General features: G+C 69.0%; 25 protein-coding genes and 1 riboswitch. Of the genes, 16 read left to right on the top strand and 9 right to left on the bottom strand.

The annotated features are described in order from the left end of the window. Positions 1-152: 152 nt before the first annotated feature. Both AB0K67_RS34115 and AB0K67_RS34110 read left to right on the top strand, forming a co-directional pair. Positions 153-1,469 (top strand): lysine 2,3-aminomutase, encoded by a 1,317-nt coding sequence (locus AB0K67_RS34115; RefSeq protein WP_364068357.1) that lies wholly within the window; start codon positions 153-155, stop codon positions 1,467-1,469. A gap of 392 nt (positions 1,470-1,861) precedes the next feature. Continuing rightward, positions 1,862-2,824 carry a hypothetical protein gene (locus AB0K67_RS34110; RefSeq protein WP_364068355.1) on the top strand — a complete coding sequence of 321 codons (963 nt, stop codon included), beginning with the start codon at positions 1,862-1,864 and terminating at the stop codon, positions 2,822-2,824. An 898-nt stretch (positions 2,825-3,722) separates the two neighbouring features. Here the strand turns inward: AB0K67_RS34110 and AB0K67_RS34105 are convergent. The 3 genes from AB0K67_RS34105 to AB0K67_RS34095 all read right to left on the bottom strand — a co-directional run bounded on the left by AB0K67_RS34105 (position 3,723) and on the right by AB0K67_RS34095 (position 5,858). Further along, positions 3,723-3,896 carry a hypothetical protein gene (locus AB0K67_RS34105; protein ID WP_364068353.1) on the bottom strand — a complete coding sequence of 58 codons (174 nt, stop codon included), beginning with the start codon at positions 3,894-3,896 and terminating at the stop codon, positions 3,723-3,725. 167 nt (positions 3,897-4,063) lie between these two features. Continuing rightward, positions 4,064-4,930 carry an ABC transporter ATP-binding protein gene (locus AB0K67_RS34100; RefSeq protein ID WP_364068351.1) on the bottom strand — a complete coding sequence of 289 codons (867 nt, stop codon included), beginning with the start codon at positions 4,928-4,930 and terminating at the stop codon, positions 4,064-4,066. Further along, positions 4,923-5,858 carry an ABC transporter permease gene (locus AB0K67_RS34095; RefSeq protein ID WP_364068349.1) on the bottom strand — a complete coding sequence of 312 codons (936 nt, stop codon included), beginning with the start codon at positions 5,856-5,858 and terminating at the stop codon, positions 4,923-4,925. The genes AB0K67_RS34100 and AB0K67_RS34095 overlap by 8 nt, the downstream gene beginning before the upstream one ends. Positions 5,859-6,461: 603 nt before the next feature. On the opposite strand from AB0K67_RS34095, the gene AB0K67_RS34090 reads away from it, so the two are divergent. The 5 genes from AB0K67_RS34090 to AB0K67_RS34070 all read left to right on the top strand — a co-directional run bounded on the left by AB0K67_RS34090 (position 6,462) and on the right by AB0K67_RS34070 (position 12,058). Then, positions 6,462-7,970, top strand: coding sequence for an ABC transporter substrate-binding protein (locus AB0K67_RS34090; protein ID WP_364068347.1), 1,509 nt, complete (start codon positions 6,462-6,464; stop codon positions 7,968-7,970). Between the two features lie 125 nt (positions 7,971-8,095). Next, positions 8,096-9,040 carry an ABC transporter permease gene (locus AB0K67_RS34085; protein ID WP_364068345.1) on the top strand — a complete coding sequence of 315 codons (945 nt, stop codon included), beginning with the start codon at positions 8,096-8,098 and terminating at the stop codon, positions 9,038-9,040. Then, positions 9,033-10,007, top strand: coding sequence for an ABC transporter permease (locus AB0K67_RS34080; protein WP_364068343.1), 975 nt, complete (start codon positions 9,033-9,035; stop codon positions 10,005-10,007). The genes AB0K67_RS34085 and AB0K67_RS34080 overlap by 8 nt, the downstream gene beginning before the upstream one ends. Positions 10,008-10,020: 13 nt before the next feature. Then, entirely contained in the window at positions 10,021-11,058 is a 1,038-nt protein-coding gene (locus tag AB0K67_RS34075) for an ABC transporter ATP-binding protein (protein WP_364068341.1), read from the top strand. Beyond that, entirely contained in the window at positions 11,042-12,058 is a 1,017-nt protein-coding gene (locus AB0K67_RS34070; protein ID WP_364068339.1) for a dipeptide ABC transporter ATP-binding protein, read from the top strand. Before AB0K67_RS34075 ends, AB0K67_RS34070 begins: the two co-directional genes overlap by 17 nt. A 145-nt stretch (positions 12,059-12,203) precedes the next feature. On the opposite strand, the gene AB0K67_RS34065 is transcribed toward AB0K67_RS34070, so the two are convergent. The 3 genes from AB0K67_RS34065 to AB0K67_RS34055 form a co-directional block, all read right to left on the bottom strand. Then, a complete protein-coding gene (locus tag AB0K67_RS34065) occupies positions 12,204-13,379 on the bottom strand; it encodes a S8 family serine peptidase (protein WP_364068337.1) in 1,176 nt (391 codons plus the stop codon). Then, positions 13,376-13,930, bottom strand: a complete 555-nt coding sequence (locus AB0K67_RS34060; protein WP_364068335.1) for a hypothetical protein — start codon at positions 13,928-13,930, stop codon at positions 13,376-13,378. Before AB0K67_RS34060 ends, AB0K67_RS34065 begins: the two co-directional genes overlap by 4 nt. Positions 13,931-14,057: 127 nt before the next feature. After that, positions 14,058-14,870: an SAM-dependent chlorinase/fluorinase gene (locus AB0K67_RS34055; RefSeq protein WP_364068333.1), complete on the bottom strand. Its 813-nt coding sequence runs from the start codon at positions 14,868-14,870 to the stop codon at positions 14,058-14,060. Between the two features lie 118 nt (positions 14,871-14,988). Here AB0K67_RS34055 and AB0K67_RS34050 point away from each other — a divergent pair, with 118 nt between their 5' ends. The 3 genes from AB0K67_RS34050 to AB0K67_RS34040 all read left to right on the top strand — a co-directional run bounded on the left by AB0K67_RS34050 (position 14,989) and on the right by AB0K67_RS34040 (position 16,792). Next, complete coding sequence (locus AB0K67_RS34050; RefSeq protein ID WP_364068331.1) at positions 14,989-15,288, top strand: DUF3263 domain-containing protein; 300 nt, start codon at positions 14,989-14,991, stop codon at positions 15,286-15,288. 39 nt (positions 15,289-15,327) lie between these two features. Continuing rightward, a complete protein-coding gene (gene otsB / locus AB0K67_RS34045; RefSeq protein WP_364068329.1) occupies positions 15,328-16,098 on the top strand; it encodes a trehalose-phosphatase in 771 nt (256 codons plus the stop codon). A gap of 91 nt (positions 16,099-16,189) precedes the next feature. After that, positions 16,190-16,792 carry a hypothetical protein gene (locus AB0K67_RS34040; RefSeq protein ID WP_364068327.1) on the top strand — a complete coding sequence of 201 codons (603 nt, stop codon included), beginning with the start codon at positions 16,190-16,192 and terminating at the stop codon, positions 16,790-16,792. A gap of 14 nt (positions 16,793-16,806) precedes the next feature. Here AB0K67_RS34040 and AB0K67_RS34035 read toward each other — a convergent pair whose 3' ends face one another. Continuing rightward, positions 16,807-18,231 carry a trehalose-6-phosphate synthase gene (locus AB0K67_RS34035; RefSeq protein WP_364068325.1) on the bottom strand — a complete coding sequence of 475 codons (1,425 nt, stop codon included), beginning with the start codon at positions 18,229-18,231 and terminating at the stop codon, positions 16,807-16,809. 31 nt (positions 18,232-18,262) lie between these two features. Between AB0K67_RS34035 and AB0K67_RS34030 the strand changes: the two genes are divergently transcribed. The 5 genes from AB0K67_RS34030 to groL all read left to right on the top strand — a co-directional run bounded on the left by AB0K67_RS34030 (position 18,263) and on the right by groL (position 23,012). Next, positions 18,263-18,817: an RNA polymerase sigma factor gene (locus AB0K67_RS34030; RefSeq protein WP_364068323.1), complete on the top strand. Its 555-nt coding sequence runs from the start codon at positions 18,263-18,265 to the stop codon at positions 18,815-18,817. Positions 18,818-18,896: 79 nt separating this feature from the next. Further along, positions 18,897-19,040, top strand: a riboswitch (SAM riboswitch). Between the two features lie 13 nt (positions 19,041-19,053). Then, the gene (gene thrC, locus AB0K67_RS34025) at positions 19,054-20,286 is read left to right on the top strand and encodes a threonine synthase (protein WP_364068321.1); all 1,233 of its coding nucleotides are present in this window, start codon (positions 19,054-19,056) and stop codon (positions 20,284-20,286) included. A gap of 25 nt (positions 20,287-20,311) precedes the next feature. Next, entirely contained in the window at positions 20,312-20,587 is a 276-nt protein-coding gene (locus AB0K67_RS34020) for a MoaD/ThiS family protein (protein ID WP_364068319.1), read from the top strand. 242 nt (positions 20,588-20,829) lie between these two features. Further along, positions 20,830-21,030: a cold-shock protein gene (locus AB0K67_RS34015; RefSeq protein WP_043633553.1), complete on the top strand. Its 201-nt coding sequence runs from the start codon at positions 20,830-20,832 to the stop codon at positions 21,028-21,030. Between the two features lie 350 nt (positions 21,031-21,380). Next, positions 21,381-23,012: a chaperonin GroEL gene (gene groL, locus AB0K67_RS34010; RefSeq protein ID WP_364068317.1), complete on the top strand. Its 1,632-nt coding sequence runs from the start codon at positions 21,381-21,383 to the stop codon at positions 23,010-23,012. Positions 23,013-23,327: 315 nt separating this feature from the next. Here groL and AB0K67_RS34005 read toward each other — a convergent pair whose 3' ends face one another. Together AB0K67_RS34005 and AB0K67_RS34000 are read right to left on the bottom strand one after the other, a co-directional pair. Then, positions 23,328-23,858: a YbhB/YbcL family Raf kinase inhibitor-like protein gene (locus AB0K67_RS34005; RefSeq protein ID WP_364068315.1), complete on the bottom strand. Its 531-nt coding sequence runs from the start codon at positions 23,856-23,858 to the stop codon at positions 23,328-23,330. Between the two features lie 67 nt (positions 23,859-23,925). Beyond that, positions 23,926-25,833, bottom strand: coding sequence for an AAA family ATPase (locus AB0K67_RS34000; RefSeq protein ID WP_364068313.1), 1,908 nt, complete (start codon positions 25,831-25,833; stop codon positions 23,926-23,928). 332 nt (positions 25,834-26,165) lie between these two features. On the opposite strand from AB0K67_RS34000, the gene AB0K67_RS33995 reads away from it, so the two are divergent. Then, entirely contained in the window at positions 26,166-26,468 is a 303-nt protein-coding gene (locus AB0K67_RS33995) for a hypothetical protein (RefSeq protein WP_364068311.1), read from the top strand. Positions 26,469-26,674 lie beyond the last annotated feature (206 nt).

The raw sequence follows: 26,674 nt of genomic DNA, 5'->3' as shown, positions 1-26,674 counted from the left end.
GATATGTCGCGAGTGTCCCGAACCTCAAGGAAAACTTGGAGACCGGCGGAACCGGTGACGGTAGTGCGCGCGTCCGGGTATTAAGAACCGTAGACGCGCGACAGGGTCGTGAGGTTTACACCCGATCGAACAAAAAAGATGGGAAAGGCCTAGTGATCTTGAACCAAGCTGGCACGCGACGCTTCCGGGCGTACACGTCCAAGCACCTCGACGAGCTTCTGCGGCGTGCGGGGCTCGGGGACGACGAGCGCCTCAAGGTGCGCGCCGTCGCCACGGTGCTGCCTTTCCGGACCAACGCCTACGTCGTGGATGAACTCATAGATTGGTCGGCCGCACCCGACGACCCGATCTACCGGCTCGTCTTCCCACAGGAGGACATGCTGCCCGCTGCCGACGTCGCCCGGCTGGCCGACCTGCTCAAGGCCGAGGCGCCGAACGCTGAGATCCAGGCCGAGGCCAATCGAGTCCGCGCCCAGCTCAACCCGCACCCGGCGGGCCAGAAGGAGCTCAACGTCCCGAAGATCAACGACGAGCCCATCCCTGGCCTGCAGCACAAGTATCCGGAGACCGTGCTGATCTTCCCCAAACAGGGGCAGACCTGCCACGCCTACTGCACCTACTGCTTCCGGTGGGCGCAGTTCGTCGGCGACGCGGACCTGAAGTTCGCCTCGGACGACATCGACCAGATGGTCGGCTACATCCGGCAGCACCCCGAGGTGACCAGCGTGCTGATCACCGGCGGTGACGCGATGATCATGGGTGAGCCCGTGGTCAGGCGCTACATCGAGCCGCTCATGGAGCTTGAGCAGCTCGAGAGCATCAGGATCGGCACCAAGTCGCTCGCCTACTGGCCGCAGCGCTTCACCAGCGACCCCGACGCCGGCGACACCCTGCGGCTGTTCGAGCAGGTGGTCGCGTCGGGCAAGAACCTCGCGTTCATGGCCCACTTCTCGCACCCGCGGGAGCTGGAGTCGCCGCTGGTCGAGGAGGCGGTCAAGAACATCCTCGGCAGCGGGGCCACGATCAGGACGCAGGCGCCGCTGATCAAGTCGATCAACGACGACCCGGCCATCTGGGCGGGCATGTGGCGGCGGCAGCTCCGGATGGGGATGATCCCCTACTACATGTTCGTCGAGCGCGACACCGGTCCTCAGGACTACTTCGCGGTCCCGCTGGCGCGGGCGTACGAGATCTTCAGGGACGCCTACGCCTCGGTCTCCGGTCTGTGCCGGACCGTACGCGGGCCGTCCATGTCGGCCACGCCCGGCAAGGTGTGCGTCGACGGCGTCACCGAGATCGCCGGCGAGAAGGTGTTCGTCCTCCACTTCATCCAGGCTCGCGACCCGTCGCTCGTGGGACGGCCCTTCTTCGCGCGCTTCGACCCCAACGCGGTCTGGCTGACGGACCTGCGCCCGGCCTTCGCCGACCGTTTTCCGTTCGAGTCGGCGGACGCCCTGCTGCCCGCCTGATCCGGTCGCGCGCGTCCATCGCGACCCGGAAAATACCGCGCCCCCGGCCCGTGACATTTGTTTTCGCGACCCTTTGTTCACGGGCCGCCGGGGCGCTCCCCATTTCAGGCGGTCTTGTGCGTGCTATATCGGAAACAAGGCCGCCTGAATCCGTTTTGTCTCCCCGCTCAACGCCGCCCCTTTACTCGGTAACCGGGCTGCAAACCCCTGCTACATGGGCATTCATGCGCCTGCGAGCCGTTCCCCGCGGGTGGTAGAACTTCCTGCGTAGCTCAGCCGTTGCGACACGCTCAGTGTGGTGCCCATAGCGCGTACGCGACGGCATACGGGGGTTATCGATTCGCATTTCCATCGCATTCGAGAGCGATCGATCACGAGCCGGGAAGGCAACCATGAATCGAGTAGTCAAGACGGCCCTGGCCGTCACAGCATTCGGCTTGGCGGCGGCGGCCATGGCCGTGCCGGCGCAAGCCGATGGTCAAAAGGAGACCGCCGCGCACGCGACGGTCGACGCCGGGGGCACCACTGCGGCAGGCCCGCTCGGCGGCATCCTCGGCGGCCTGACCGGCGGCGATCTGCTGGGCGGCGACCTGCTGGGCGGCCTGCTCGGCAAGGCCAAGTCCGTCGCCCTCCCCTCCAGGCAGATGAGCGAGGTCGAGCGCGACAGGCTCAGCGAGCTGCAGGCGCAGCGTCGGGCCGATGCCAGGGGCAACGGGTTCGAGGACATCACCCGCACCGGCGGTCCGATTCCCGAGATCTCGCCCATCGTCTCCAACATGGCCTTCGGCGGCGGCGCCCTGACCTCGTCGCTGCCCCTCCTGGGCGCGGCGCGCATGGCGCAGCCGTCCGTCAAGGCCGATCGCGCTGTCCCGGCCGAGGCGGCGTTCAGCACGGTGAACGGTGTCCTGGCCTCGCCGGTCGGCGGCGCGTTCGGCGGGCTGCCCGGCACCGCCCTGCTGCCGGGCTCCGGCAGCGGCGTCGCCGACGCCGGCGTCCTCACCGCCGGCACCGTCAAGAGCGCCACCAAGAGCCTGCAGGCCGTCTCGGCCGACCGCTTCGTGGCCGGGCTGAGCGAGGCCGCCGCGCAGGCGCTGCCGCACGCGGGGAACGGCCGGCTCGCGCCGGTGGTCGGCAAGGTCGCGCCCGCCGAGGTCGCGCCGGTCGTCGAGGCGCTGCCCGCGACCTCGCAGGCCGTCGCCGTGGACGAGCTCGCGCCGCTCGTGTCGGGCTCCGCCGCCTTCGTCGCGAGCCGCGGCGTCAAGGCCGCCGGGGCCTACAGCGACGTGGTCACCGCTTTGGGCTGGACCACCGACGCGCTGACCGGATCGGTGCGCGGCGTGGCCGCCCACCACTAAGCCCGCGGGCCGGGTGGGCTCGCGAGCGTGACTCGTCCGGTGAGCCGGTATGGAGGTCCGCGGGCGTCTTCTAGGTGCCGACGCCCTCGTCTCCGTCCGGCGACACGACGCGCTTCGCGCGCTCCCCATGACGGGCTCCCTTCCTGCGATCGGCGTTCCCCGCAGTGGAACGACCGGTCGTGACACGGCGGATTCCCCCTCCGGCGGGTCCGGCGCTCCTCGCAGGGCGCCACAGGTCCCGCTTCCGGCGGGTCCGGCGCTCCTCGCGGGGTGCCACAGGTCCCGCTTCCGGCGGTCCGGCACTTCCTCGGCGGAAGGCCGGAACGCCGCGGCAATCCGCCTCCGGCGGATCCAGCGCTTCCCGGCGAGAGGCCGGCGGCCACGAGCAGGTGCCGCTCCTGGCGGGCCGGTGTCCCTCTCTTACGGGATCGACCGCCACCACACAGATCACGCCTTCGGCGGGCCGGGACCTCCTTCGGGTGCTCCGGCCGCTGTGGCGGGTCGTCTCCGGCCGGTCCGGTGCTCCCCTTATCAGCGGGGCATCGGTGGCCGTGGCCGAGCGCGGCAGCGCGACCAGGTCGTCTCAGGTGCCGGACGTCCGGTGCACTGACGCGCAGGGGATGACGTAGGGACCTTCGCACCGCGCGGACGGTCCGATGACGGGCCAGGGCGGACGCGCCCTCGCCCCGGGCGTGCTCGCGCGCGGCGCCGCCACTGCAGGGCAGCGGCGCCACGCGAGCCCCGCCCCGCCGCCGGCCCCCAGGGGGTCGGCGGCTTTCGCATGCCCGGCCCAAGCGACGCTCATCGGTCCTGTGGCCCCATCGGCCTCTGAGAGCCCGGGAGAGGCGCGTACGGCGCTCTCCTGCGGGCGCTCAGGGGGATAGCCTCCCTGCGGCGCTCAGGGGATGCGGACGCCCGTGCGGCGGGCGATCTGGGCCTGCAGCCGGGCCATCTGCCAGTGCAGCTCCAGCAGCTGCTCGGCCAGCTGCATCCGCGGGATCTCGGAGACGTCTTCGGAGGCCAGGTGGTCAATCGCGGCCGACAGCTCTCCCATGGCGCGCCCCCACTCCATCACCGTTCCTCGGATCGAATTGACGTTCGAATTCTAGCGGAACGGTCACCGCGCTGTCAGTCTTTCGCCCCAGGCGTCGCTCCCGTTTCGCACGGAGGATCGAATCGGACCTGGACATGCGAAACCCCCGCCATCAGGAGCGGGGGTCCTAGGAAGAGTGACGGGGCTCAGCCCTTGTTGTAGGCGGCGATGACCTCCTTGGGGTCGCCGTCCATCCGGATCTTGCCCTTGTGCAGCCAGATGACGCGGTTGCAGGTCTCCTCGATGACCCTCAGGTCGTGGGCCACGAGGAAGACGGTGCCGGCCTGCTCGCGGATCTGGCGGATGCGGGCCTCGCTCTTCTTGCGGAACTCGCGGTCACCGGTCGCCAGCGCCTCGTCGATGAGGAGGACGTCGTGGGTCTTGGCGGAGGAGATGGCGAAGCGCAGGCGGGCGCCCATGCCGGAGGAGTAGGTGGACATGGGCAGCTGGACGAACTCGTCGATGCCCGAGAAGTCGACGATCTCCTGGTACTTCTCCTTGACCTCGGCGGGCGTCATGCCCATGGCGTAGCAGCCGAGGACGATGTTGCGCTCACCGGTCAGCTCGCGCATCAGAGCCGCGTTGACGCCGAGCAGCGAGGGCTGGCCGTCGGTGTAGACGGCGCCTTTGTGCGGGGGCAGCAGGCCGGCGATGGCGCGCAGCAGCGTGGACTTGCCCGAGCCGTTGCGGCCCACGATGCCGATGGCGTCGCCGTGGTAGGCCACGAACGTCACGCCCTTGACCGCGTGGACCTCTTTCATCTGCGGGCGGCCCTGGCGCTTGAGAATGCGCGTGAGCGCGTTGACCGCGTTGCCCTTCTCGGCGTCGGTGGCGGCGCCGTAGACGCGGTAGACGATGTGGAGGTCGTCGACGATGACCGTGGGCGTGCCCGTGGGTACGTCGAGGGGCCGCTTGCCCGAAGGCTCCGGGGCGGGACGCTTCTTGGCGTCCTTGCCGGGGACGGCGGGCTTGTCGCCCTTCACCTGTGACAGCTCCTTGGTCAGTTCAGCCACGCCCGTACCTCTCTTCGGACCGCCAGAAGTACCAGAAGCCGAAGCCGAGTGCGAACACCGCCCAGAATACGCAAGACATCCACACCATCGGCGGGGGGTGGTGGCCGAACTCGGGCCTGTAGGTGGCGATGAGGATCTCGCGCATCCACTCGATGAACGACGCGGCCGGGTTGAGATACATCACATCGGCCACCCATTGGGGCAGGTGCGCCGACCCCACGACCTTGTCCTGAATGGAGAAGAAGACGCCGGAGGCGTACAGCCAGGTGCGGGTGATGAAGGGCAGCAGCTGGTTGAGGTCGCGCATCGTCGCACCGAGCCGGGCGACGATCAGGCCGGCCCCGATGTTGAAGAACGTCTGCAGCAGGAGCACCACGGGGATCATGAGCCAGAACCACGTGGGCATCTCGCCGGTGATGACGACCAGGACCAGCAGCACGGCCATCGAGATCACGAGCTGCTGGAGCTCTTGGATCGTGTAGGCCAGTGGCAGCGAGGCCCTCGGGAAGTGCAGCGCCCTGATGAGCGACAGGTTGCTGGAGATCGACTTGGCGCCCGCGGTGACCGTGCGCTGGGTGTAGGTGAAGATGAACATCCCGGTCAGCAGGAACGCCGGGTAGTTCTCGATGTCCTTGCCGCCGCCCAGGATGAGGCCGAACATCAGGAAGTAGATGGCGGCGTTGAGCAGCGGGGTCAGCACCTGCCAGAGCTGCCCGAGGGTGGAGCTGGAGTATTTCGAGACGTTGCGCGAGGTCGCGTACGTCAGGATGAAGTGTCGCCGCTCCCACAGCTGGCGCAGATATACAGGGAACCTCGGCCGCGCGATGGCACGGCGAAGTCCGTATCTCTGGGCGAGCTTGGCCAGCGGCTCCTGCCCGCTTCGGCCGCCCGCCTGGGCGTCCGCGACAGCGGATTCCGGCTGGCTCATGGCAAGGACTCTATTGGATCCCGGTGGGTGGGGTGCCTGTCGTACGGATCGACGACAGACAGTTGGACGATCGAAGGCGGCGCCGGGTTCCAAGGCGCTGCCAAGACCTGGTCAACCGTAGCTCAGGGAGCGGGCGCGCGGGGGCGGAGGCGCGACCACGGTCCTGTAGGGGGTAATTTTCATCGACTGTTCACACCCCGGCTTGGTCGGTCTGTTGAGTTTTGTACTATTTGCGAGGCATCAGGCGGATTGTCTGTGACGCTGGATAGGCACACGTGTGACCGAACTGCAACGCGCCAGAGACTCCCTGGTGGCAAGGAGTAAGGGATAGTCGCGATCGACTGGCAGGGCGTCGGCTGGTTTGACCATGTCAGCCAAATCCGGGGGGATACCAGGAACTCCCCGTCAGGCTGCTCACGATCACCGCAGCTCAGCGCTTGGCGCCCAACCTGTAGAGGGAGGAATTCTTTCACCATGCGTGTTACTAAGGGCGCACGGATCGTCGCCGGTACCGCGCTGCTCGCCCTCGCGGTTGCCGCGTGTGGCGGCGGTGCCTCGGACAACGGTGGCACCGCCGCGGGCGGCTCAGACACGCCGGTCCGCATGGAGATCGGAGAGCCCCAGGAGCTCCTGAACCCGCAGAACACCACTGAGACCGAGGGCTCTGAGGTTCTCGCAGCCGTCTTCTCTCCGCTCGTGCGTTACGACGAGAACAAGCAGCCGGTCGAGGAGGCCGCCGAGTCGATCACGACTGAGGACAGCAAGGTCTGGACGATCAAGCTGAAGCCCGGCTACACGTGGCACGACGGCAAGCCCGTCACCGCGGCCGACTATGCGCGTGCGTGGAACTACGCCGCGTACCAGGACAACGCCATGTCGTCGTCCTACTTCTTCGGCCGCATCGAGGGCTACGAGGACGTCCACCCGGGTGAGGGCAAGAAGCCGACCGCCAAGGAGATGAAGGGCCTGAAGGTCGTCGACGACCTGACGCTCGAGGTCACCTTGTCCGCGCCGTTCTCGCAGTTCAAGACGATGCTCGGCTACACCTGCTTCTACCCGATGCCGGAGTCGGCGATCGGCCCCGACGGCAAGGTCACGCAGGAGTACGGTGAGAAGCCGATCGGGCAGGGCCTGTTCAAGCTCGACAAGCCGTACAAGAAGGGCACCGACCCGACCATCGAGCTGTCGGTCTACGACAAGTTCCCCGGCAAGAAGCCGTCGAACTGGACCAAGCTCCAGTTCAAGGTCTACACCAGCTCCGAGACCGCCTGGAACGACCTGCAGGCCGAGGAACTGGACATCCACGACTCCCTGCCGGCGACCGCCATCGCCACCGCCAAGTCCGTCCTCGGTGACCGTTACTTCGACGAGCCCGACGCCTCCGTCGGCTACATCGGCGTCCCGCTGAAGTACAACAAGGACTTCGAGAACGTCGACGTCCGCCGGGCCATCTCCATGGCCATCGACCGGAAGACGATCGCCGACACGGTCTTCTCCGGCACCCGCGCCCCCGCCGACGACTTCATCAACCCGGCCATCCCCGGCTACCGCCAGGGCGCCTGCGAGGCGTGCACGTACAACCCGGCCGAGGCCAAGAAGCTGTACGAGCAGGCCGGTGGCCCCAAGAGCATCGAGCTCGGGTACAACGCCGACGGTGGCCACAAGGAGTGGATCGAGGCCGTCGCCAACAACCTGCGGGCGAACCTGGGCATCGAGGTCACGCCGAAGCCGTTCGAGAAGTTCCAGGGCATCCTGGACGCCCTGGACGCCAAGGAGTACAAGGGCCTGTTCCGTATGGGCTGGGCCATCGACTACCCGTCGGCCGAGAACTACCTGACCCCGATCTTCGGCACCGGTGCGATCGCCACCGGCTCCAACTACGGCGGCTACTCCAACAAGGAGTTCGACGAGCTGGTGGCCAAGGGCGACCAGGCGCCGACCGCCGAGGAGGGTCTGAAGTTCTACCAGCAGGCCGACGACATCCTGCTGAAGGACCTCCCCTACATCCCGGTTTACTTCTACCGGAGCAACTTCGGCCACTCCACCAAGGTCAAGAACGTCAAGCTCAATCTGCTGAACCAGATTGAGTGGGCGGACATCGAGAAGGCCTGACGTCGTTCGCCCGGCGGGCGGCTCTTGCCGCCCGCCCGTCGGAGGGCTGAGCTTGGAGGCAGTCACTCGGACCGGCTGAATCACGGACTCCGAGGGCTGCCTCCAAGTGTGTACCGGAGGGCTTAATGGGCCGTTATGTCATCAGGCGCTTGATCCAGGCGATACCCGTCCTGCTCGGCGCCACGCTACTCATCTTCTGCATCGTCTTCGCGCTGCCCGGCGACCCCATCGCGGCACTGTTCGGGGACAAGCGGCCGGATCCGGCCGTGGCCGAGGTGCTGCGCGAGCAGTACCACCTCAACGATCCGCTGCTTCTGCAGTACTGGTACTACATCAGCGGCGTGCTCTTCAGGGGCGACTTCGGCGTCAACTTCGCCGACGTGCCGGTCTCGGAGATGCTCGCCGGCAAGTTCCAGGTCACGCTGAACCTCGCACTGGTCGCCCTGGTCATGGAGGCGCTCATCGGCGTCGGCCTCGGCCTGTGGGCGGCGCTGCGCCGCGGCCGGGCCACCGACACCATGATCCTGGCCTCCACCCTGCTGCTGATCTCGGTGCCCACGCTGGTGACCGGTTTCGTGCTCCAGCTCGTGCTGGGCGTGCAGCTCAGGCAGTGGACGGGCGTGGACATCTTCCCCGTCGCGGGCACGTTCGCGGGCCTGCGCAGCTACCTGCTGCCGGGCTTCGTGCTGGCCGGCGTGTCCGTCGCGTACCTGACCAGGCTCACCAGGACGAGCCTGGTCGAGACGCTGCGGGCGGACTACATTCGCACGGCCGTCGCCAAGGGCCTGACCAGGCGGCGCGTCATCGGCAGGCACGGCCTGCGCAACGCGCTGATCCCGGTGGTCACCTATCTGGGCGCCGACCTCGGTAACCTCATGGGCGGCGCGGTGATCACAGAGACGATCTTCAACCTCCACGGAATCGGCAACCAGCTCTTCACCTCGGTCTACTTGCGTGAGCAGCCGGTTGTCGTCGGGATCGTCACCATCCTGGTGCTGATCTACATCCTGGCCAACCTGGTCGTCGACTTGTTGTACGCCGTGCTCGACCCGAGGATCCGCTATGAGTAACCCAACCCCAACGGGCGGGCCAGGACTCCCGGAGACGCAGACGCTGGTCCCCGACACGGTCGCCGCCCCAGCAACCGAGCCCGAGGGCGGTGAAGGCAAGGGCGGCAAGCCCGCCAGCCTGTGGACCGACGCCTGGCACGACCTGCGGCGCCGTCCGATGTTCATCATCTCGGTGATCATCATTCTGGTCCTGCTGGTCATGTCGTTCTGGCCGTCGCTGTTCAGCGCGATCGACCCGTACAACGCCAGGACCTGCGACCTGTCCACGGCGCGGCAGGGTCCCGGGCCGGGTCACCTGTTCGGCCGCGACAACCTGGGCTGCGACGTCTACGCCAGGACCATCTACGGCGCTCGCAACTCGATCGTCATCGGCGTGCTCACCACGCTCATGACCACGCTCATCGGTGGTCTGCTCGGCATCATCGCCGGTTTCCGCGGCGGCGTGACCGACACGGTCGCCTCGCGGGTCACGGAGATCTTCTTCGCGATCCCCTCGATCCTCGGCGCGCTGCTGATCGCGGCCACCTTCCGCGGCAAGGCCAACAGCATCCTGCTGGTCATCCTGGCGATGACGGTGCTCGGCTGGCCGATGGTCTTCCGTATCATGCGGGCGGCGGTGATCACGGCGAAGAGCCAGGACTTCGTGGTCGCCGCGAGAGCGCTGGGCGCGGGAGCGGGCCGGATCATGTTCCGTCACCTGCTGCCGAACTCGCTGGCGCCGGTCATCGTGGTCGCCACGATCAACCTGGGCACGTTCATCGCCGCCGAGGCGGCGCTGTCGTTCCTGGGCGTGGGCGTGCAGTCGCCGGACATCTCGTGGGGCCTGATGATCGCCGACGCGCGCAACAGGTTCCTTGAGGCGCCGCTGCCGCTGGTGTTCCCCGCCGTGTTCCTGAGCATCACCGTGCTCGCGTTCATCATGCTGGGCGACGCGGTGCGCGACGCGCTCGACCCGAAGCTCAGGTAGAAGGGGGGATCACGTGAAGAAGACGCAAACGGATGTGTTGCCCGCCGAGGGAGGGCCGGGCGACGGGCCGCTGCTCGCGGTCGACGACCTGCACGTGGAGTTCCACACGCGGGCCGGCGTCGTACGAGCGGTCAACGGCGTGAGCTACACGGTCAACCCCGGCGAGACGCTCGCGGTGCTGGGCGAGTCGGGCTCGGGCAAGTCGGTGACGGCGCAGGCCATCATGGGCATCCTCGACATGCCGCCGGCGGTGATCCCCAAGGGGCAGATCCGCTTCAAGGGCACCGACCTGCTCAAGCTGTCGGAGGAGGCGCGCACGCAGGTGCGCGGCCAGCGGATCGCGATGATCTTCCAGGACGCGCTGTCCGCGCTCAACCCGGTGTTCACCGTGGGCTGGCAGATCAGCGAGATGTTCCGGGTCCACCGGGGCATGTCCAAGTCCGACGCCATGAAGAAGGCCGTCGAGCTGATGGACCGGGTCCGCATCCCGGCCGCCAAGCAGCGGGTGAACGACTACCCGCACCAGTTCTCCGGCGGTATGCGCCAGCGCATCATGATCGCCATGTCGATCGCGCTGGACCCCGAGGTGCTGATCGCCGACGAGCCGACCACGGCGCTCGACGTGACCGTGCAGGCCCAGATCATGGAGCTGCTGGCCGAGCTGCAGCGCGAGAGCCAGATGGGCCTGATCCTCATCACCCACGACCTCGGCGTCGTGGCCGACGTGGCCGACAAGATCGCGGTCATGTACGGCGGCCGCATCGTCGAGCACGCCCCGGTGTACGACATCTACAAGGCCCCCGCGCACCCGTACACCAAGGGCCTGCTGGACTCGATCCCCAGGGTCGACCAGAAGGGCCAGGAGCTGTACGCGATCAAGGGCCTGCCGCCCAACCTGCTGAACCTGCCGAAGGGGTGCGCGTTCCATCCTCGGTGCCCGTTCCGTCAGGACAACTGCCAGACCGACGCCCCCCCGCTGTACGAGATCAGCGGCACGCGCGGCAGCGCCTGCCACTACTGGAGGGAGGTCCTCGATGGCGAGCGGCAGTGAGGCCATCCTGCAGGTACGCGACCTGGTCAAGCACTTCCCGCTGACCCAGGGCATCCTCTTCAAGAAGCAGGTCGGCGCGATCAAGGCCGTCGACGGCGTCTCGTTCGACCTGCACAAGGGCGAGACGCTGGGCATCGTGGGCGAGTCGGGCTGCGGCAAGTCCACGCTGGCCAAGCTGCTCATGGCCTTGGAGCGGCCGACGTCGGGCTCGGTGCTGATCAACGGCCGGGACATCGCCAAGGCCAGGGGCGCCGAGCTCAAGCGCATGCGCCGCAACATCCAGATGGTGATGCAGGACCCGTACACCTCGCTGAACCCCCGGATGACCGTCGGCGACATCGTCGGCGAGCCGTTCGAGATCCACACCGAGGTGGCGCCCAAGGGCGATCGGCGCAAGAAGGTGCAGGAGCTGCTGGAGGTGGTCGGCCTCAACCCCGACCACATCAACCGCTACCCGCACCAGTTCTCCGGCGGCCAGCGGCAGCGCATCGGCATCGCCCGTGGTCTGGCGCTGCAGCCGGAGATCATCGTCTGTGACGAGCCGGTCTCCGCGCTGGACGTGTCGATCCAGGCGCAGGTGGTCAACCTGCTGGAGCGGCTGCAGAACGAGTTCGGCCTGGCCTACATCTTCATCGCCCACGACCTGTCGGTGGTGCGCCACATCTCCGACCGCGTGGGCGTGATGTACCTGGGCAAGTTCGTGGAGCTGGGCAAGGACGCCGAGATCTACGACCGTCCCGCGCACCCGTACACGCAGGCGCTGCTGTCGGCGGTGCCGGTGCCCGACCCCGAGGGGCGCGAGCAGCGGGAGCGGATCATCCTCCAGGGCGACCCGCCCTCGCCGGCCAACCCGCCGAGCGGCTGCCGCTTCCGCACCCGCTGCTGGAAGGCGCAGGAGATCTGCGCGGAGGAGGAGCCGCTGCTGCAGATCAGGCCCGGCATCGGGCACGAGAGCGCCTGCCACTTCGCCGAAACGCACGACGTGGTGCACGCGGGCTGAACCGACACATGGAGACCCCCTGGGGAGCCCCAGGGGGTCTTCGCGTTCTCAGGCCGTGGCGATCAGCGCCGAGCCGTGGCCGAACAGGCCCTGGTTCGCGGCCAGGCCGGCAGCGCGGGTTGGGGCAGGAGCCGCGCCGGGCTTGCTAGGTCGAATCCCCGCGCCGCGACTGGGACCGCAGCACCACCCACCCCGACATCGCGATCGCCAGCACCACCATCCCCGCGACCACCGCCGTCCTGGAGGCGGGGCCGGAGCCGAAGTACGGCCCGGGACGCGGCGGCGCGGCGGTGGGGGCGGCCAGCCTGGCGGCCGCGCGCAGCGCGAGCGCCGCGTTCGCCACCCCGTGACCGTAGGCGGGGCTGTAGCCGTCCTGGCCCGGTCGCCGCCTGGTGCCCATCTCGATGGCCATCCGCACGTGGTACGGCGACAGGTGCGGATGCGCCGACTTGATGAGCGCGGCGATGCCCGCCACCATGGCGGCGGCCGAGCTGGTGCCGTCGCTCACCACGTACGAGCCGTCGCCGTCGGCCGTGACGATGTCCGTGCCCGGCGCGACCACCGACACGTAGTCCTGCCTGTTGGAGAAGCGGGCCACCCTGCCGCGCCGGTCCACCGCGCCCACGGCGATCACCCCGGGGTAGGCGGCGGGGAAGTTCTTCCTGTTCTCCGTGGCGCCGTCGTTGCCCGACGACGCCACGAGCACCGCGCCCTTGGCGATGGCGTACTGGACGGCCTCCTCCTCGGCGGCCGAGCCCTCCCACGCGCCGCTGCCGCCGCCGAGGGACATGCTGATCACGCCGGCGCCGTGGTCGGCGGCGTACCTGATGCCTCTGGCCAGCGCGTCGCGCCAGCTCGGGCGGCTGCGGGCGCGGCGCGGGTCGCCGTTCTCCAGCGTGACCCTGATCGACAGCACCCGGGCGGCGGGCGCGATGCCGAGCACCCCGCCCTTGTGACCCTCGCCGTGCCCGCGGCCGGCGATCAGCCCGGCCATCGCTGTGCCGTGCGGCCCCCAGCGCCGCCCGTTCCCCGATCCGCCGGGTGCGGTCAGGTCGGGGCCCTGGACGACGGCGCCTTTCAGGTCGGGGTGGTCGGCGTTGACACCGGTGTCGAGCACCGCCACCGTGACGCCCTCGCCCTTGGTGGTCCGCCACGCCTCGGACAGGCGCAGCGCGCCGAGCTGCCACTGCCCGGCCCTCGCGGCCGCGGCCACCTCGTCAGCGCCGTCTCCCGCGCCGTCTCCCATGCCGCCGGCGAACGCCGCGGGAGCGCTCCCGGCGAGGAGCGCGGCCGACACCAGGCATGCGACGATCGGTTTCATCGCGTCAGCGCCTGGTGCAGTGCGGTCGCGACCTGGCGGGCGGCGCCGCGCAGGCGGGAGGGGACGGGCGCGCCCGGCCGGTACGCCCGCCCGTCGGCGTACCCGGCCGCCGTCGCCACCACGTAACGCTCGCCCGAGCCGAGCACCACGCCGGTGACGTACTGCCGGTCGCCGAAGCGCGCGGCGGGACCGCCGGAGAACGCCGCCGGCCGCACGGTCGCGGGCCGCCCCGAGCGGTGGACGGGCGTCCCGGGGCCGTCGAGCACGCCGATGCCGGCGGTGACGACGAAGGTCTGCGTGCTGTCGGCGTACGTGGCGCGCAGGGCGACGCGGCAGCCCGGCCGCACGGCGCCGGGCTGGAAGGCGGACGCGCAGGCGGTCTCGGGCGCGACCCCGGCCAGCACGTACGTGACCCGCGCCCCCGACGGGCTGTGCCCAGGCACCAGCGGCGGGAAGATGCGGGCCACCGGCCAGGAGCGCCAGCGTTCGGAGACGGGGGTGACGGGAGCGGGCCAGGCCGCGGACAGCAGCAAGATCAGTACAACGGACAACTGGAACACGTCGACCTCGGCAGGAGGGGAGGGACCTCCGGTCAGCTCGCATTCTGACACGCGTGTGCGCCGACGTAAGGACGCTTCCGTAAACAGTCCGATACGTGGAGTAGTTCCGAACTGTCTTCTATTTCCTATAAGTAGGTGAAAGTCGGACGTGCGCGCCGGGCGGGAGTCCCAGCCGCTGGGCCGCGTCGCCGCAGTTGACCGCGATCGCGATCAGCCCCGCCGAGTCCGTGAAGGCCACCAGCTCGCCCGGCGGCACCGCCGCGTACGTCTCCCGATACGGCAGCGAGAACCGCCGCCGCCCCAGCCAGACCCCCAGCGTGTCGCCCACCCGCACGCCCAGCGCCTGCAGATCGCCCGCGCCGATGGACAACTGCGTGTTGCCGAAGCGGTCCACCGAGACCACCTCGCCCTCCACCGAGCCGTCGCGCAGCACCGTGGTCGGCTCGGGCAGCGTGACCAGCCCGGACACCGGTACCTGCGGCCCTACCTCGGCTAGGGCCAGCCCGCCGTACAGGTGCGCGGCCACCGGCGCGAACACGTCGCGTCCAGGGAACGTCGGGGATGCGGGGCGCAGGAAGCAGTCGTCGTTGCTGATCTCGTACGCCGCCCGCGCGCCGCCGCCGGCGTGCACCGCCCACGACAGCAGCCCGTTGTCGGGCCCGATGAACACCCGGCCGCCCGCCTCGATGGCCACCGCGCGCCGGGAGCCACCCGCTCCGGGATCGACCGCGCCGATGTGGATACCCTCGGGAAGGTACGGAATCGTCTGCGCCAGGACCGCCGCGCCGCGCCGCACGTCGCCCGCGGGGATCAGGTGGCAGACGTCGATCACCCTGGCCTCCGGGGCCAGCCGGGCGATCACTCCATGACAGGCCGCCACATACCCATCCTCTAACCCGTAGTCGGTGAGGAGCGTGATGACAGAGGTCACATTTCGTGACTGTACGTCTCCCAATCCATCGTGAACAGCCGCACTTCGCACATTACGATGGCGAACGGGCCGCGTGCGGGCGGCGAGATCGTCACCCGCCCCTTTCGAGGAGGACACCATGGGAGCACCGCTCAGCGGTGACAATGCTGCCCAGGAACCGTCCCGACGACCACTTACCCAACGCGATCTCGATCTCCTCGCCTTCGAGCGCCAGTGGTGGCGCTACGCGGGCGCTAAGGAGCAGGCCATCAAGGAGACGTTCGGCTTCTCCGCCACGCGCTACTACCAGCTTCTCGGCGAGTTGATCGACCGGCCTGAGGCGCTCGAACAGGACCCCATGCTGGTCAAGCGGTTGCGCAGATTACGCTCTGCGCGCAGGCGTGATCGTGCGGCCAGGAGGCTCGGCATGCGTCCCTGACCCTCTGGGTACGGCAGCCGCGTGAAGAACATCCCTGCAATGGAAGCGATCGTGAACGATCCGGCGGGCGCCGTGATCGGGCTCGACTTCGACGGCACCCTGTCGCCGATCGTGCCCGACCCGGCCCAGGCCGTGATCCATCCGAAGGCGCCCGGCGTGCTCGCCGAGCTGGGCGCCCGCGTCCGTGCGGTGGCCATCGTGACCGGCAGGCCCGCGGCCACCGCACTGGAGCTCGGTCCCGGCCTGGCCGACGTGCCCGGCCTGGTGGTGCTCGGCCACTACGGCTTCGAGCGCTGGGAGGACGGCCGCATCTCCGCGCCACCGCCGCCGCCCGGCGTGCCGCGCGCGAAGGCCGAGCTGCCGCTGCTGCTGGAGTCGCTCGGCGTGCGCGGCGTCAGCATCGAGGACAAAAGGCGCGCCGTGGCCGTGCACACCCGGCGCAGCCCCGACCCCGAGGGCACGCTGGAGGCGCTGCGCGAGCCGCTGGCCAAGCTGGCCGGCGAGCACGGCCTGGTGGTCGAGCCCGGCCGCATGGTGCTGGAGCTGCGGCCGCCCGGCATGGACAAGGGGCAGGCGCTCAGTCTGTTCCTGGCCGAGCGTTCGGCGAGGTCGGTCATGTTCGTGGGCGACGACCTCGGCGATCTCGCGGCGTTCGAGGCCGTGCGCGCGTCCGGGCTGCCCGGCGTGACCGTGTGCAGCGGCTCGGCCGAGGTGACCGCGCTCGCCGAGCGTGCCGACATCGTGGTGGACGGTCCCGACGGCGTGGTGGCGCTGCTCGAAGAGCTGGTCTCGGCGATCGGCGGCACGTGAGCCGCGCTTGCGGGCCGTCCCGCGGTTTTCGCCCTCGGTCGGGACAGGCGGTTTTCAGCCGTCAGTAAGCGGGACTCCGTACAGTGCTCGCATGATCACGTCTCGTTTCGCCGCCGCGGGAGTGGCGGCGGCCGCTCTCGTCTCGCTGTCCCCGGTGGCGGCGCTGTTGACGGCGCTGCCCGCCGAAGCCGCGTCCACCCGCACGCTCGAGCTCAGAGGCGGGCTCACGCTCCGGCTTCCGGCCGAGTGGAGGGTGTACGAGGTCCGCTCCGACTGGACCCGCGTGGTCACCGGCAGGTGCGCCAAGCCGAAGGGGAGCTACTTCACTCCGGGATGCGACGGGTTCTGGATCCTCGGCCCCAAGGCGATCAAGGTGGGGCACGAGAGCTTCAACCCCTACACCGGCAAGACGCCCTTCTACCCCGCGACCGACGTGCAGCTCTGCCCGGCCGACCGCAAGTGGGGCCTGTCCTTCGCCTCGGCGAAGCCGAGGGTGCAGGGGCTGCGCCAGGTCGGCCCGGGGCACAAGGCGGCCTACCGCGAGTGGGCGGTCGTCTGCCGCTCCACCACGGGCAAGGTCAAATCCCGCCTCACCCAGCGCGAGTGGTACCTGCCCCAGACCCGGATCCTGGTCGTGGACCAGTGGAACACGCCGGGCCTTTCCGGCGTGCTGGCGCGCGCCCGGTGGCGCTGAGCACGGCGATGATCTCAGGCCAGGGCTTCGAGCTGGGCGGCGAGCCACTTCTGCGGCGGCAGCGCGGTCGCGGCCGCGCGCAGCCTGTCGCGGCGCATGCGCCGCTCGTCCTCCGGCATCATCAGCGCCTGGTGCAGGGCGGCGGCGGTCCCGCTGATGTCGTACGGGTTCACCATGAGCGCGTGCGGGCCCAGCTCGGCCGCCGCCCCCGCCTCCCGCGACAGCACGAGCGCGCAGCGCGGCGACAGCACGGGGCCCTCCTTGGCCACCAGGTTCATGCCGTCGCGGATGGGGTTGACCAGCAGCACGTCGGCCAGCCGGTAGGCCGCCAGCGAGCGCGGGTAGTCGTCGTCGACGTTGAGTATCAGCGGGTCCCAGTCCTCGGTGGCGTACTCGTCCTCGATCTCCTGGGCGCAGCGCTGCACCGAGGCGGTGTACTCGCGATATTCGGGCAGGTCGTGCCTGCTGGGGTAGGCGAAGGCGAGGTGCACCACGCGGCCGTGCCACTCGGGGTGTGCGGCGAGGAACTCGCGGTAGGCGATGAGCCCGCGCACGATGTTCTTCGACAGCTCGGTGCGGTCGATGCGGACGATCAGCTTGCGCTCGCCGACCTGCTCCCTGAGCGCGGCCATGTGCGACTCGACGTCGGGCTCGCTGGCCCGCTCCCACAGCGCCGCGCCGTCCACGCCCAGGCTGTGGACGCCGATGCGGGTGGTCCTGCCCGCGTGGGTGACGCTGCGGCCGACCCGGTCGGCCTCGGCGCCGAGCAGCCGCTCGCAGCAGTCCATGAACGCCTGCGCCCACCGGTCGGTGAGGAACCCGGCGTGGTCGGCGCCGAGGATGCCTTCGAGCACCTCTCTGGCGACGTCGTCGGGCAGCAGGGAGAAGTACTCGGGCGGTGCCCAGGGGGTGTGGCTGAAATGGGCGATGCGCAGGTCCGGCCGTTCGGCCCTGAGCATGGCCGGCGTCAGCGTAAGGTGGTAGTCCTGCACCATCACGCGCGCGCCGTGCCCGGCCTCTTCGGCGAGCGCCAGCGCGAAGGCGCCGTTGTAGTCGCGGTAGGACTCCCACTCGCGCTCGAAACGGGTGCCGAAATTGGGCGAGTTGGGGATGTCGTAGAGCAGATGGTTGACGAACCACAGGGTCGAGTTGGCCACCGCGTTGTAGGCGCGGTGGAAGGTGGCGGGCGCGATGTCCAGCATGCGCATCGGGCCCGTGTCGTAGCCGGCGTGGTCGATGCGGCCGCCGCCGGCCAGGCGTACGGCGCTGCGGTCGCCGTCGGACAGCGCGGCGCAGACCCACAGCACGCCGTCGCCCTTGGCCACGCCCGACAGCCCGGAGACGAGACCGCCTCCGCCGCGCTTCATGGTGAGTTCGCCGTCGTCGGAGACGGTGAAGGAGACCGGCCCCCTGTTGGAGGCCAACAGCACGCTGTTCATCCAGGCTCCTTTCGATCATAGGATCCCAGCTATGGCGCTTGATGAGCTAACCGAGGAACTCGCTCGCTCAGCCGCCGCCGGAGACCATCGCGCACTCGGTGAGCTCCTGGCGCGGATAGAGCCCGATGTGATGCGGCATTGCGCCCGAATCCTGCCTTATCACCAGGACGCGGAGGAGGCCTCGCAAGATACGTTGCTGGCCGTCGCGCGCAATATCAGCCGTTTCGAGGGGCGGGCCAGGTTCAGTACGTGGCTGCACATCGTGACGGCCAACTGCGCCCGCACGACGTACCGGTCGCTCAAGCGTCGGGCGGCCGAGCAGAGCTCGGACGAGCTGCCCGTGCAGAAGCCCGACGTGCGGCGGGTCAGCGTGATCGCGGGCTCGCGGCTCGACCTGCTCGACGCCATGGAGGCGCTGGAGGCCGACAAGCCCGATCTCGCGCAGGCGCTGGTGCTGCGCGACATCGTCCAGCTCGATTACAACGAGGTGGCCGAGCAGCTCGGCATCCCGCTGGGCACCGCGAAGTCCCGCATCCACCAGGCCCGCAAATACGTGCAGAGCGTGCTGGGAGAGGACTACCGATGAGACCACCCGTCTCACATCTTGAGACGGGTGGTAATTTCGTCCACTTCAGCGGGTAGAGTCCAATTCAACAACTTCATACAGCTCATCCAGAGGGGTGGAGGGACCGGCCCTGTGAAGCCCCGGCAACCCTCCCGGCTTTCGAGACTCGCGACCTGGCGAGGCCGACCGGGACAAGGTGCCAATTCCGGTTCGCGGTCAAGGTGGCCGCGGGCGAAGATGAGGGAAGGCCTCGCTTCATGTCGCTTGACTTTGGTCCTGCCGTCGGTCTGTCCTGCCGCGAGTGCGGCGCTCGTTACCCGCTGGGTCCCAGCTTCGCCTGTCTGGAGTGTTTCGGGCCGCTTGAGGCGGCCTACGACTTCGGCGAAGTGACCCGCGAACAGATCGAATCGGGTCCCGCCAACATCTGGCGTTACCGGGCGCTGCTTCCGGTGCCGGCCGACGTGACCGAAAAGCCGAATATGAACCCCGGCTGGACGAAATTGGTCAAGGCCGGAAACCTCGGTCGAACGCTCGGAATCAAGTCCCTTTACGTGAAGGACGACTCGGGCAACCCCACCCACTCGTTCAAAGACCGGGTCGTCGCCATGGCCGTGGAAGCGGCCAGGAACTTCGGATTCCACACCCTTTCCTGCTCCTCCACCGGCAACCTCGCGGGCGCGGTCACCGCCGCCGCGGCGCGCGCCGGGCTGGAGGCGTGCGTGTTCATCCCGGCCAACCTGGAGCAGGCGAAAATCGCCATGGCGCGGGTCTTCGGCGGCAAGCTCATCGGCATCGAGGGCACGTACGACGACGTCAACCGGTTCTGCTCGGAGCTCATCGGCGACCCGCTCGGCGACAAGTGGGGCTTCGTCAACGTCAACCTGCGGCCCTACTACGCGGAGGGCTCCAAGACGCTCGCGTACGAGATCGCCGAGCAGCTCGGCTGGCGGCTGCCCGAGCAGATCATCATCCCCATCGCCTCCGGCTCCCAGCTCACGAAGATCGACAAGGGCTTCCAGGAGCTCATCAAGCTGGGGCTCGTCGAGGACACGCCGTACAAGATCTTCGGCGCGCAGGCGGCCGGGTGCTCGCCGGTGTCCACCGCGTTCAAGGCGGGCCACGACGTCGTGCGGCCGGTCAAGCCCGACACCATCGCCAAGTCGCTGGCCATCGGCAACCCGGCCGACGGGCCGTACGTGCTGGACATCGCCCGGCGCACCGGCGGGGCCGTCGAGGACGTCACCGACGAGGAGATCGTGGCCGCCATCAAGCTGCTGGCCTCGACGGAGGGCGTCTTCGCCGAGACCGCGGGCGGCGTCACGGTGGGCGTGCTGAAGAAGCTCACCGAGAACGGCGTGCTCGACCCCGAGGCCCTGACCGTGGTGCTCAACACCGGTGACGGGCTCAAGACGCTCGACGCGATCAGCGACGACGCCGTACCCACGGCCGTGATCCGGCCCTCCCTCGACGCGTTCCGCGCGACTGTCTGATCAATCAGGAAAGGCGACTATAACCATGAGCGTTTCTGTGCGGATTCCCACCATTCTGCGCACATACACCGGGGGCAACGCCGAGGTCAGTGGCGAGGGCGCGACTCTTCGTGACGTGCTCACCAAGCTCGACGCGGACTACCCGGGCATCGGCGCCAGAATTCTGGATGAATCGGGCAAGATTCGTCGTTTTGTCAACGTTTACGTGGGAGAAGAGGACGTCCGATTCGCCCAGGGGCTCGACACTCCGGCCCCCGACGGCGTTCAGATCTCCATCATCCCGGCCGTCGCCGGCGGCTGAGTGTCGAGGATCACATCCTGAAGGCGCCCCTAGTGGGCGCCTTCTCCTTTTCCAGGCCCAATTCAACGTTGAACGACCTTCGGATGGGTGAAATAGGCTGTTTGCAGATTGACTCTGTTGCCAAACCCCTTGCCACAGGTATGGTCGAGGCGATCGTCCGGCTGATTTTCCGTTAAGTCGGGCGATTACAGGTCTCGCGGAGGAATGGGCGAGATCTGGTAGACCAGTAAGAGGAGTCGGAAGTGGCGCAGGGCACCGTCAAGTGGTTCAACGCGGACAAGGGCTACGGCTTCATCGCGGTAGACGGTGGTAAGGATGTATTCGTCCATTACTCAGCGATCCTGATGGACGGGTACCGATCTCTCGAGCAGGGACAGCGCGTCGAGTTCGAGATCACGCAGGGCCAGAAGGGACCGCAGGCGGAGTCCGTCCGCACTGTCTGATCCACGACCTGGTACGCACCGGGTGGGTTCGCACGGCAGCGCAGTCCGTGCGAGCCCTCATCACTCTTTCGTCGACTCGCGTACGGTGGGCCGCCCGGCGGCTCGCCGTACCGGCGCATATGAGCGCAGACCAGCAAAAGGCCGTTGACCTGGGAGAAAGCAGGGAGAGCAGGGGCGTTCGCTTGCACTCGGCAGGGTAGAGTGCTAAACAGTTCGTTGGCACTCTGTGCAGTAGAGTGCCAACACCGGATCGGGACGATGGGGTCTGCCGAAGGAGATGCTGACCCATGCCGTCGCGGGCGTCGGCTCGGTCCACGACAAGCCACCCTGCAACTGGGAGGTCTAGCCTTATGGCAGCCAAGATGATCGCGTTTGACGAGGACGCCCGGCGCGGTCTCGAGCGCGGTATGAACCAGCTCGCCGACGCCGTGAAGGTGACCCTGGGCCCGAAGGGCCGCAACGTCGTGCTGGAGAAGAAGTGGGGCGCCCCCACGATCACCAACGACGGTGTGTCCATCGCCAAGGAGATCGAGCTCGAGGACCCCTGGGAGAAGATCGGCGCCGAGCTGGTCAAGGAGGTCGCCAAGAAGACCGACGACGTGGCCGGTGACGGCACCACCACGGCCACCGTGCTCGCCCAGGCGCTGGTGCGCGAGGGTCTGCGTAACGTCGCCGCCGGGGCCAACCCGATGGCCCTGAAGAAGGGCATCGAGGCCGCCGTCGAGCGCGTCAGCGAGGAGCTCTCCAAGCTGGCCAAGGACGTGGAGACCAAGGAGCAGATCGCTTCGACCGCCTCCATCTCCGCCGCCGACCCCGAGATCGGCTCGCTCATCGCCGAGGCGATGGACAAGGTCGGCAAGGAAGGCGTCATCACCGTCGAGGAGAGCAACACCTTCGGCCTGGAGCTCGAGCTCACCGAGGGTATGCGCTTCGACAAGGGCATGACCTCGATGTACTTCGTGACCGACTCCGACCGCATGGAGGCCGTTCTCGAAGACCCCTACATCCTGATCGTCAACAGCAAGGTCTCCGCCAACAAGGACCTGCTGCCGCTGCTCGACAAGGTCGTCCAGTCGGGCAAGCCGCTGCTGATCATCGCCGAGGACATCGAGGGCGAGGCCCTGGCCACCCTGGTCGTCAACAAGATCCGCGGCCTGTTCCGCTCCGTCGCCGTCAAGGCTCCGGGCTTCGGTGACCGCCGCAAGGCGATGCTCAACGACATCGCGATCCTGACCGGCGGCCAGGTCATCGCCGAGGAGGTCGGTCTCAAGCTCGAGAACGCCACCCTCGACCTGCTCGGCCGCGCCCGCAAGGTCGTCGTGACCAAGGACGAGACCACGATCGTCGACGGCGCCGGTGACGCCGAGCAGATCGCCGGCCGGGTCAACGAGATCCGCGCCGAGATCGAGCGCACCGACTCCGACTACGACCGCGAGAAGCTCCAGGAGCGTCTGGCCAAGCTGGCCGGCGGTGTCGCCGTCATCAAGGCCGGTGCCGCCACCGAGGTCGAGCTCAAGGAGCGCAAGCACCGCATCGAGGACGCCGTCCGCAACGCGAAGGCGGCCGTCGAGGAGGGCATCGTCCCCGGCGGTGGCGTGGCGCTGCTGCAGGCCGGCGCCAAGGCCTTCGACAAGCTGGAGCTCAACGGCGACGAGGCCACCGGTGCCGCCATCGTCAAGAAGGCGCTGGAGGAGCCGCTCAAGCAGATCGCGGTCAACGCCGGCCTCGAGGGCGGCGTCGTGGTCGAGCGCGTCCGCAACCTCACCCCGGGTGAGGGCCTCAACGCCGCGACCGGCGAGTACGTCAACATGTTCGAGTCCGGCATCATCGACCCGGCCAAGGTGACGCGCTCCGCGCTGCAGAACGCCGCCTCCATCGCGGCGCTGTTCCTGACCACCGAGGCCGTCATCGCCGAGAAGCCGGAGAAGGCTCCGGCTGCTGCCGGCGCGGGCATGCCCGGCGGCGGCGACATGGACTTCTAAGTCTTCATCCGTCGCACAGACGAAGAGCGGTCCGGGATTCTCCGGGCCGCTCTTTTCTTGTCGACCGGCCGGTACTTTCCGTATGGGATCCGCTACCTCTGGCGAGGAAGGGGGAGTGGCCGCGACTTCCCCTGGCACGAACACGAAGGAGTGGCGGATGTTCGCTTGCGGCAAGCGCACGCCGCTCGACGTCTCGCGGACGGTCGCTCGCTGCGGCGCGTGCCGGAACGCGTTCGCCGGAAAAGGGGGCGTGAAAAAGGGCCTGCCGGGAAAGGACCGGCAGGCCCGTCGGAAAAGGTCACTCGGATGGGCTGATCAGACGCCGAAGTGGGCGACGATGAAGCCGCGGGCCAGCAGATTGGCGTTGATGTTGAAGCCGACCACGGCGGGGCTGGCGTCGCTGTCCACACCCAGCTTCTCGACGCTCAGCGCGTGCACGGTGAACACGTAGCGGTGCGGGTCACCGGGCGGCGGGGCGGCGCCGCCGTACGCCTTGGTGCCGTAGTCGGTGCGGGCGTGCACGGCGCCCTCGGGCAGGCCCTTGAAGTCGGGGGCCGTGCCGGCGCCCGTGGGCAGCTCGGTCACCGAGGCGGGCAGGTCGAACAGCACCCAGTGCCAGAAGCCGCTGCCGGTGGGCGCGTCGGGGTCGAAGCAGGTGACGGCGTAGCCGCGGGTGCCATCGGGAGCACCGGACCAGCGCAGGTGCGGCGACAGGTTGCCGCCCGTCATGCCCCAGTCGTTGAAGACGTGGAGGTCGGGCAGGCGTTCGCCGTCCTGGATGTCGTCGCTCTCGACCACGAGCGCGGGGACCGATGGCAGGAATTCATGGGGAAGCGGTGCGGGCACGGCATCCTCCTTGGGTGAGAGCTAGGTGCTTGCCCAGCCATCCTAGAAGCGGCCGTGCCCGCGCAGCTCACACCTGAAGCTCGGCGGGCAGCGGCTTGTCGTGCAGGACGGTCAGCGAGGTGACCGCACGGGTCAGCACGACGTACAGCCGGGCCAGGCCCCTGGGCTCGGCGGCCACGATGTCGGCCGGCTCGACGACGATGACGTGGTCGTATTCGAGACCCTTGGCCAGCGTGGCGGGCACGACGAGCAGGCGGTGCTCCTCGGTGGAGTCGGGGTCGAGCACGGCGTGCGGCAGGGCGGACAGCGCCTGCGAGACGGTCTCCACCAGGGCGTCGGGGGCGATGACGGCGATCGAGCCCTCCTTGGCGAGCGCCTGCTCCGCCGCCTCGGCGACCGAGCCGCCGGGCAGCACGGTGAGCGAGCCGACGCCGGGGCGCAGCGAGCGCGGTGCGGCCAGGCCGGGGGCGATGGACGGCAGCAGCCGGGCCGCGTAGTCGAGCACCTCGCGCGGCACGCGGAAGCCGAGCGTCAGCTCCGTCACCTCGCCGTCGCGCTGGCCGAGGTGTTCGAGCACGGTCTCCCACGAGGTGGCAGACCACGGGGTGGTGCCCTGGGCGAGGTCGCCGAGCACGGTGGCCGAGCCGTTGCGGCAGCGCCGGCCGAGCGCCCTGAGCTGCATCTCGGACAGGTCCTGGGCCTCGTCCACGACCAGGTGGCCGAGGGAGGGCGTGCGTTCCATGAGGTCGTTCAGCTCGTCGAGGAGCGCCGCGTCCGCCGCCGACCACTTCGCCGACTTCCAGCTCCGGTACGGCTTGCGCCAGATGAGCAGCTCCTGCTCCTCGGCCGTCAGGTCGGACTTGGCGGCCTTGGCGAGGAAGCCGGGGTCTGACAGCAGGCGGTAGAGCACCTGGTCGGCCGTCAGCTTGGGCCAGACGGCGTCCACGAGCTGCTTGACCGGCTTCGACCTGGCCACCGCGTCCTGGACGCGGTCGTCGGGCGACTCGCCGCGCTGCTCCATGCGGACGAGCACCATGTGGGCGAGGCGCTGGGCGAGCGCCGCGCGGCCCGGGTTGTAGCGGGTGGTGCCGCGCAGGGAGGCGACGATCTCGCGTACCTCGTAGTCGGCCACCCGGTAGCGGTAGGCGCCCTTGGTGTAGACGAGGCCGTCTTCCGGCTTGGTGATGTGCAGCCAGAGCGCGCGCTCCAGGACGGCGGCCATCCTGGCGTCGCCCTTCACGGCGGCGACCTCGGGAGCCTCGGGCGCGGCGTGCTCGCCGAGCAGCCCGGCCACCGTGGTCTGGTCGACCTTGACCTCGCCGAGCGCGGGCAGCACGGAGGAGATGTACGACAGGAAGGCCCGGTTGGGGCCGACGATCATGACGCCCGACCTGGCCAGCCGCTCGCGGTGGGTGAACAGCAGGTAGGCGGCGCGGTGCAGGCCGACGGCGGTCTTCCCGGTGCCGGGCGCGCCCTGGACACAGACGGTCTTGGCGAGCGTGGAGCGGACGATCTCGTCCTGGTCGGGCTGGATGGTGGCGACGATGTCGCGCATCGGGCCCGTACGGGGGCGCTCGATCTCCTCGGTGAGGATCTTCGACGGGCCGATCTCGCCGCCCTCGGCCAGCGGCTCGTCCTCGTACGCGGTGAGCGTCCCGCCCTGGTAGCCGAAGCGGCGCCGCAGGATGACGCCCATCGGGTCGGCCGGGCTGGCCTGGTAGAACGGGCGGGACACCGGCGCCCGCCAGTCGATCACCAGGGGCTTGCTGTGGGCGTCGTGGACGTGGCGGCGCCCGACGTAGATGGTGCCGGGCAGCTCGTCGCCCTCGGCGCGGTCGAGCCGGCCGAAGAACAGCGGGGTGTCGGGGTGGTCGGCCAGCGCGGCCACCCGCTGGTCGAGCAGGGATTGCAGGATCTGCTGGGAGACCCAGTCGCCGGCGGCGTCGGCCGACAGGGACTCGGCATGCTCACGCATGGCCTTGAGCGCGGCTCTGGACTCCGCCAGGTGCCGTTGCTCGGCCGCGAGTACGTCGGATGGGTCGTCGGCGTCGATGCCGCTCCCTGGGCCGCTCCCTGGGCCGCTCCCTGGGCCGGTCCCTGGGCCGGTCTCCGGGCCGGTCGCTGGGCGTATGTCAGGGGCCATCTGGTGTCCGGGCATGCGGAAGTGCCTCCCTGGAGTACGTGAACGGAGGTGGTCAAGGCAGCGAATCCGCCAGTTTAGTGCCGAGTCCGGCGGCCCTCCAAAGCATTTACTCGCGGGCGACCGGGTACGCATAGGAGGTGCTCCGGCTCCGTGTCTCACCGATCGTGCCCACGATCGCGAGCTTCCTGCTCGCGGCGCTGTGGGCCGCTTCGGTGTTCGCCGGTTGGGGGCTTCAGGCGTTTTGCGCCGGCGATGAGAGCCCATCGACGTGCGCGCAGCGGCTTGATACCGTCTCCACGGTGTCCGCGCTGTTCGCCGCGCTGGCAGCCTGCTGCACGGCGGCCGCCTGGCTGTTCCCGTGGTCCAGGGCCGATTCGCGCACGTTCGCGCGCCTCATGGGCGCGGGGGTGCTGGCCTGGATCGTGGCCGAGGGCGTGTTGTTCCTCGGGGGACTGCTGGCGCGCTGAGCCGGGCGGAAAGGTGCGACAGCCGTCATCCTGGAAATACCGAAAAATTCGGGCATTTCAGGTGCGTTTGTCGGATCATGGGGGTATGTCGCAGGCGGCGTGATAGTACGCAGGTGAGGGGGGTGGTTCGAATGTCGTCGGCCCGCGGAGTCTCGTGGACGTGACACCACGGTGAATGCTCGGCCGCTCGGGTGAGAGCGGCCGGG

It is taken from the genome of Nonomuraea sp. NPDC052634 (assembly GCF_040678535.1).
Lineage (GTDB): Bacteria > Actinomycetota > Actinomycetes > Streptosporangiales > Streptosporangiaceae > Nonomuraea > Nonomuraea fastidiosa.
Note: the sequence above shows the minus strand (reverse complement) of the source record. Positions and strands in the feature narration are given on the sequence as shown.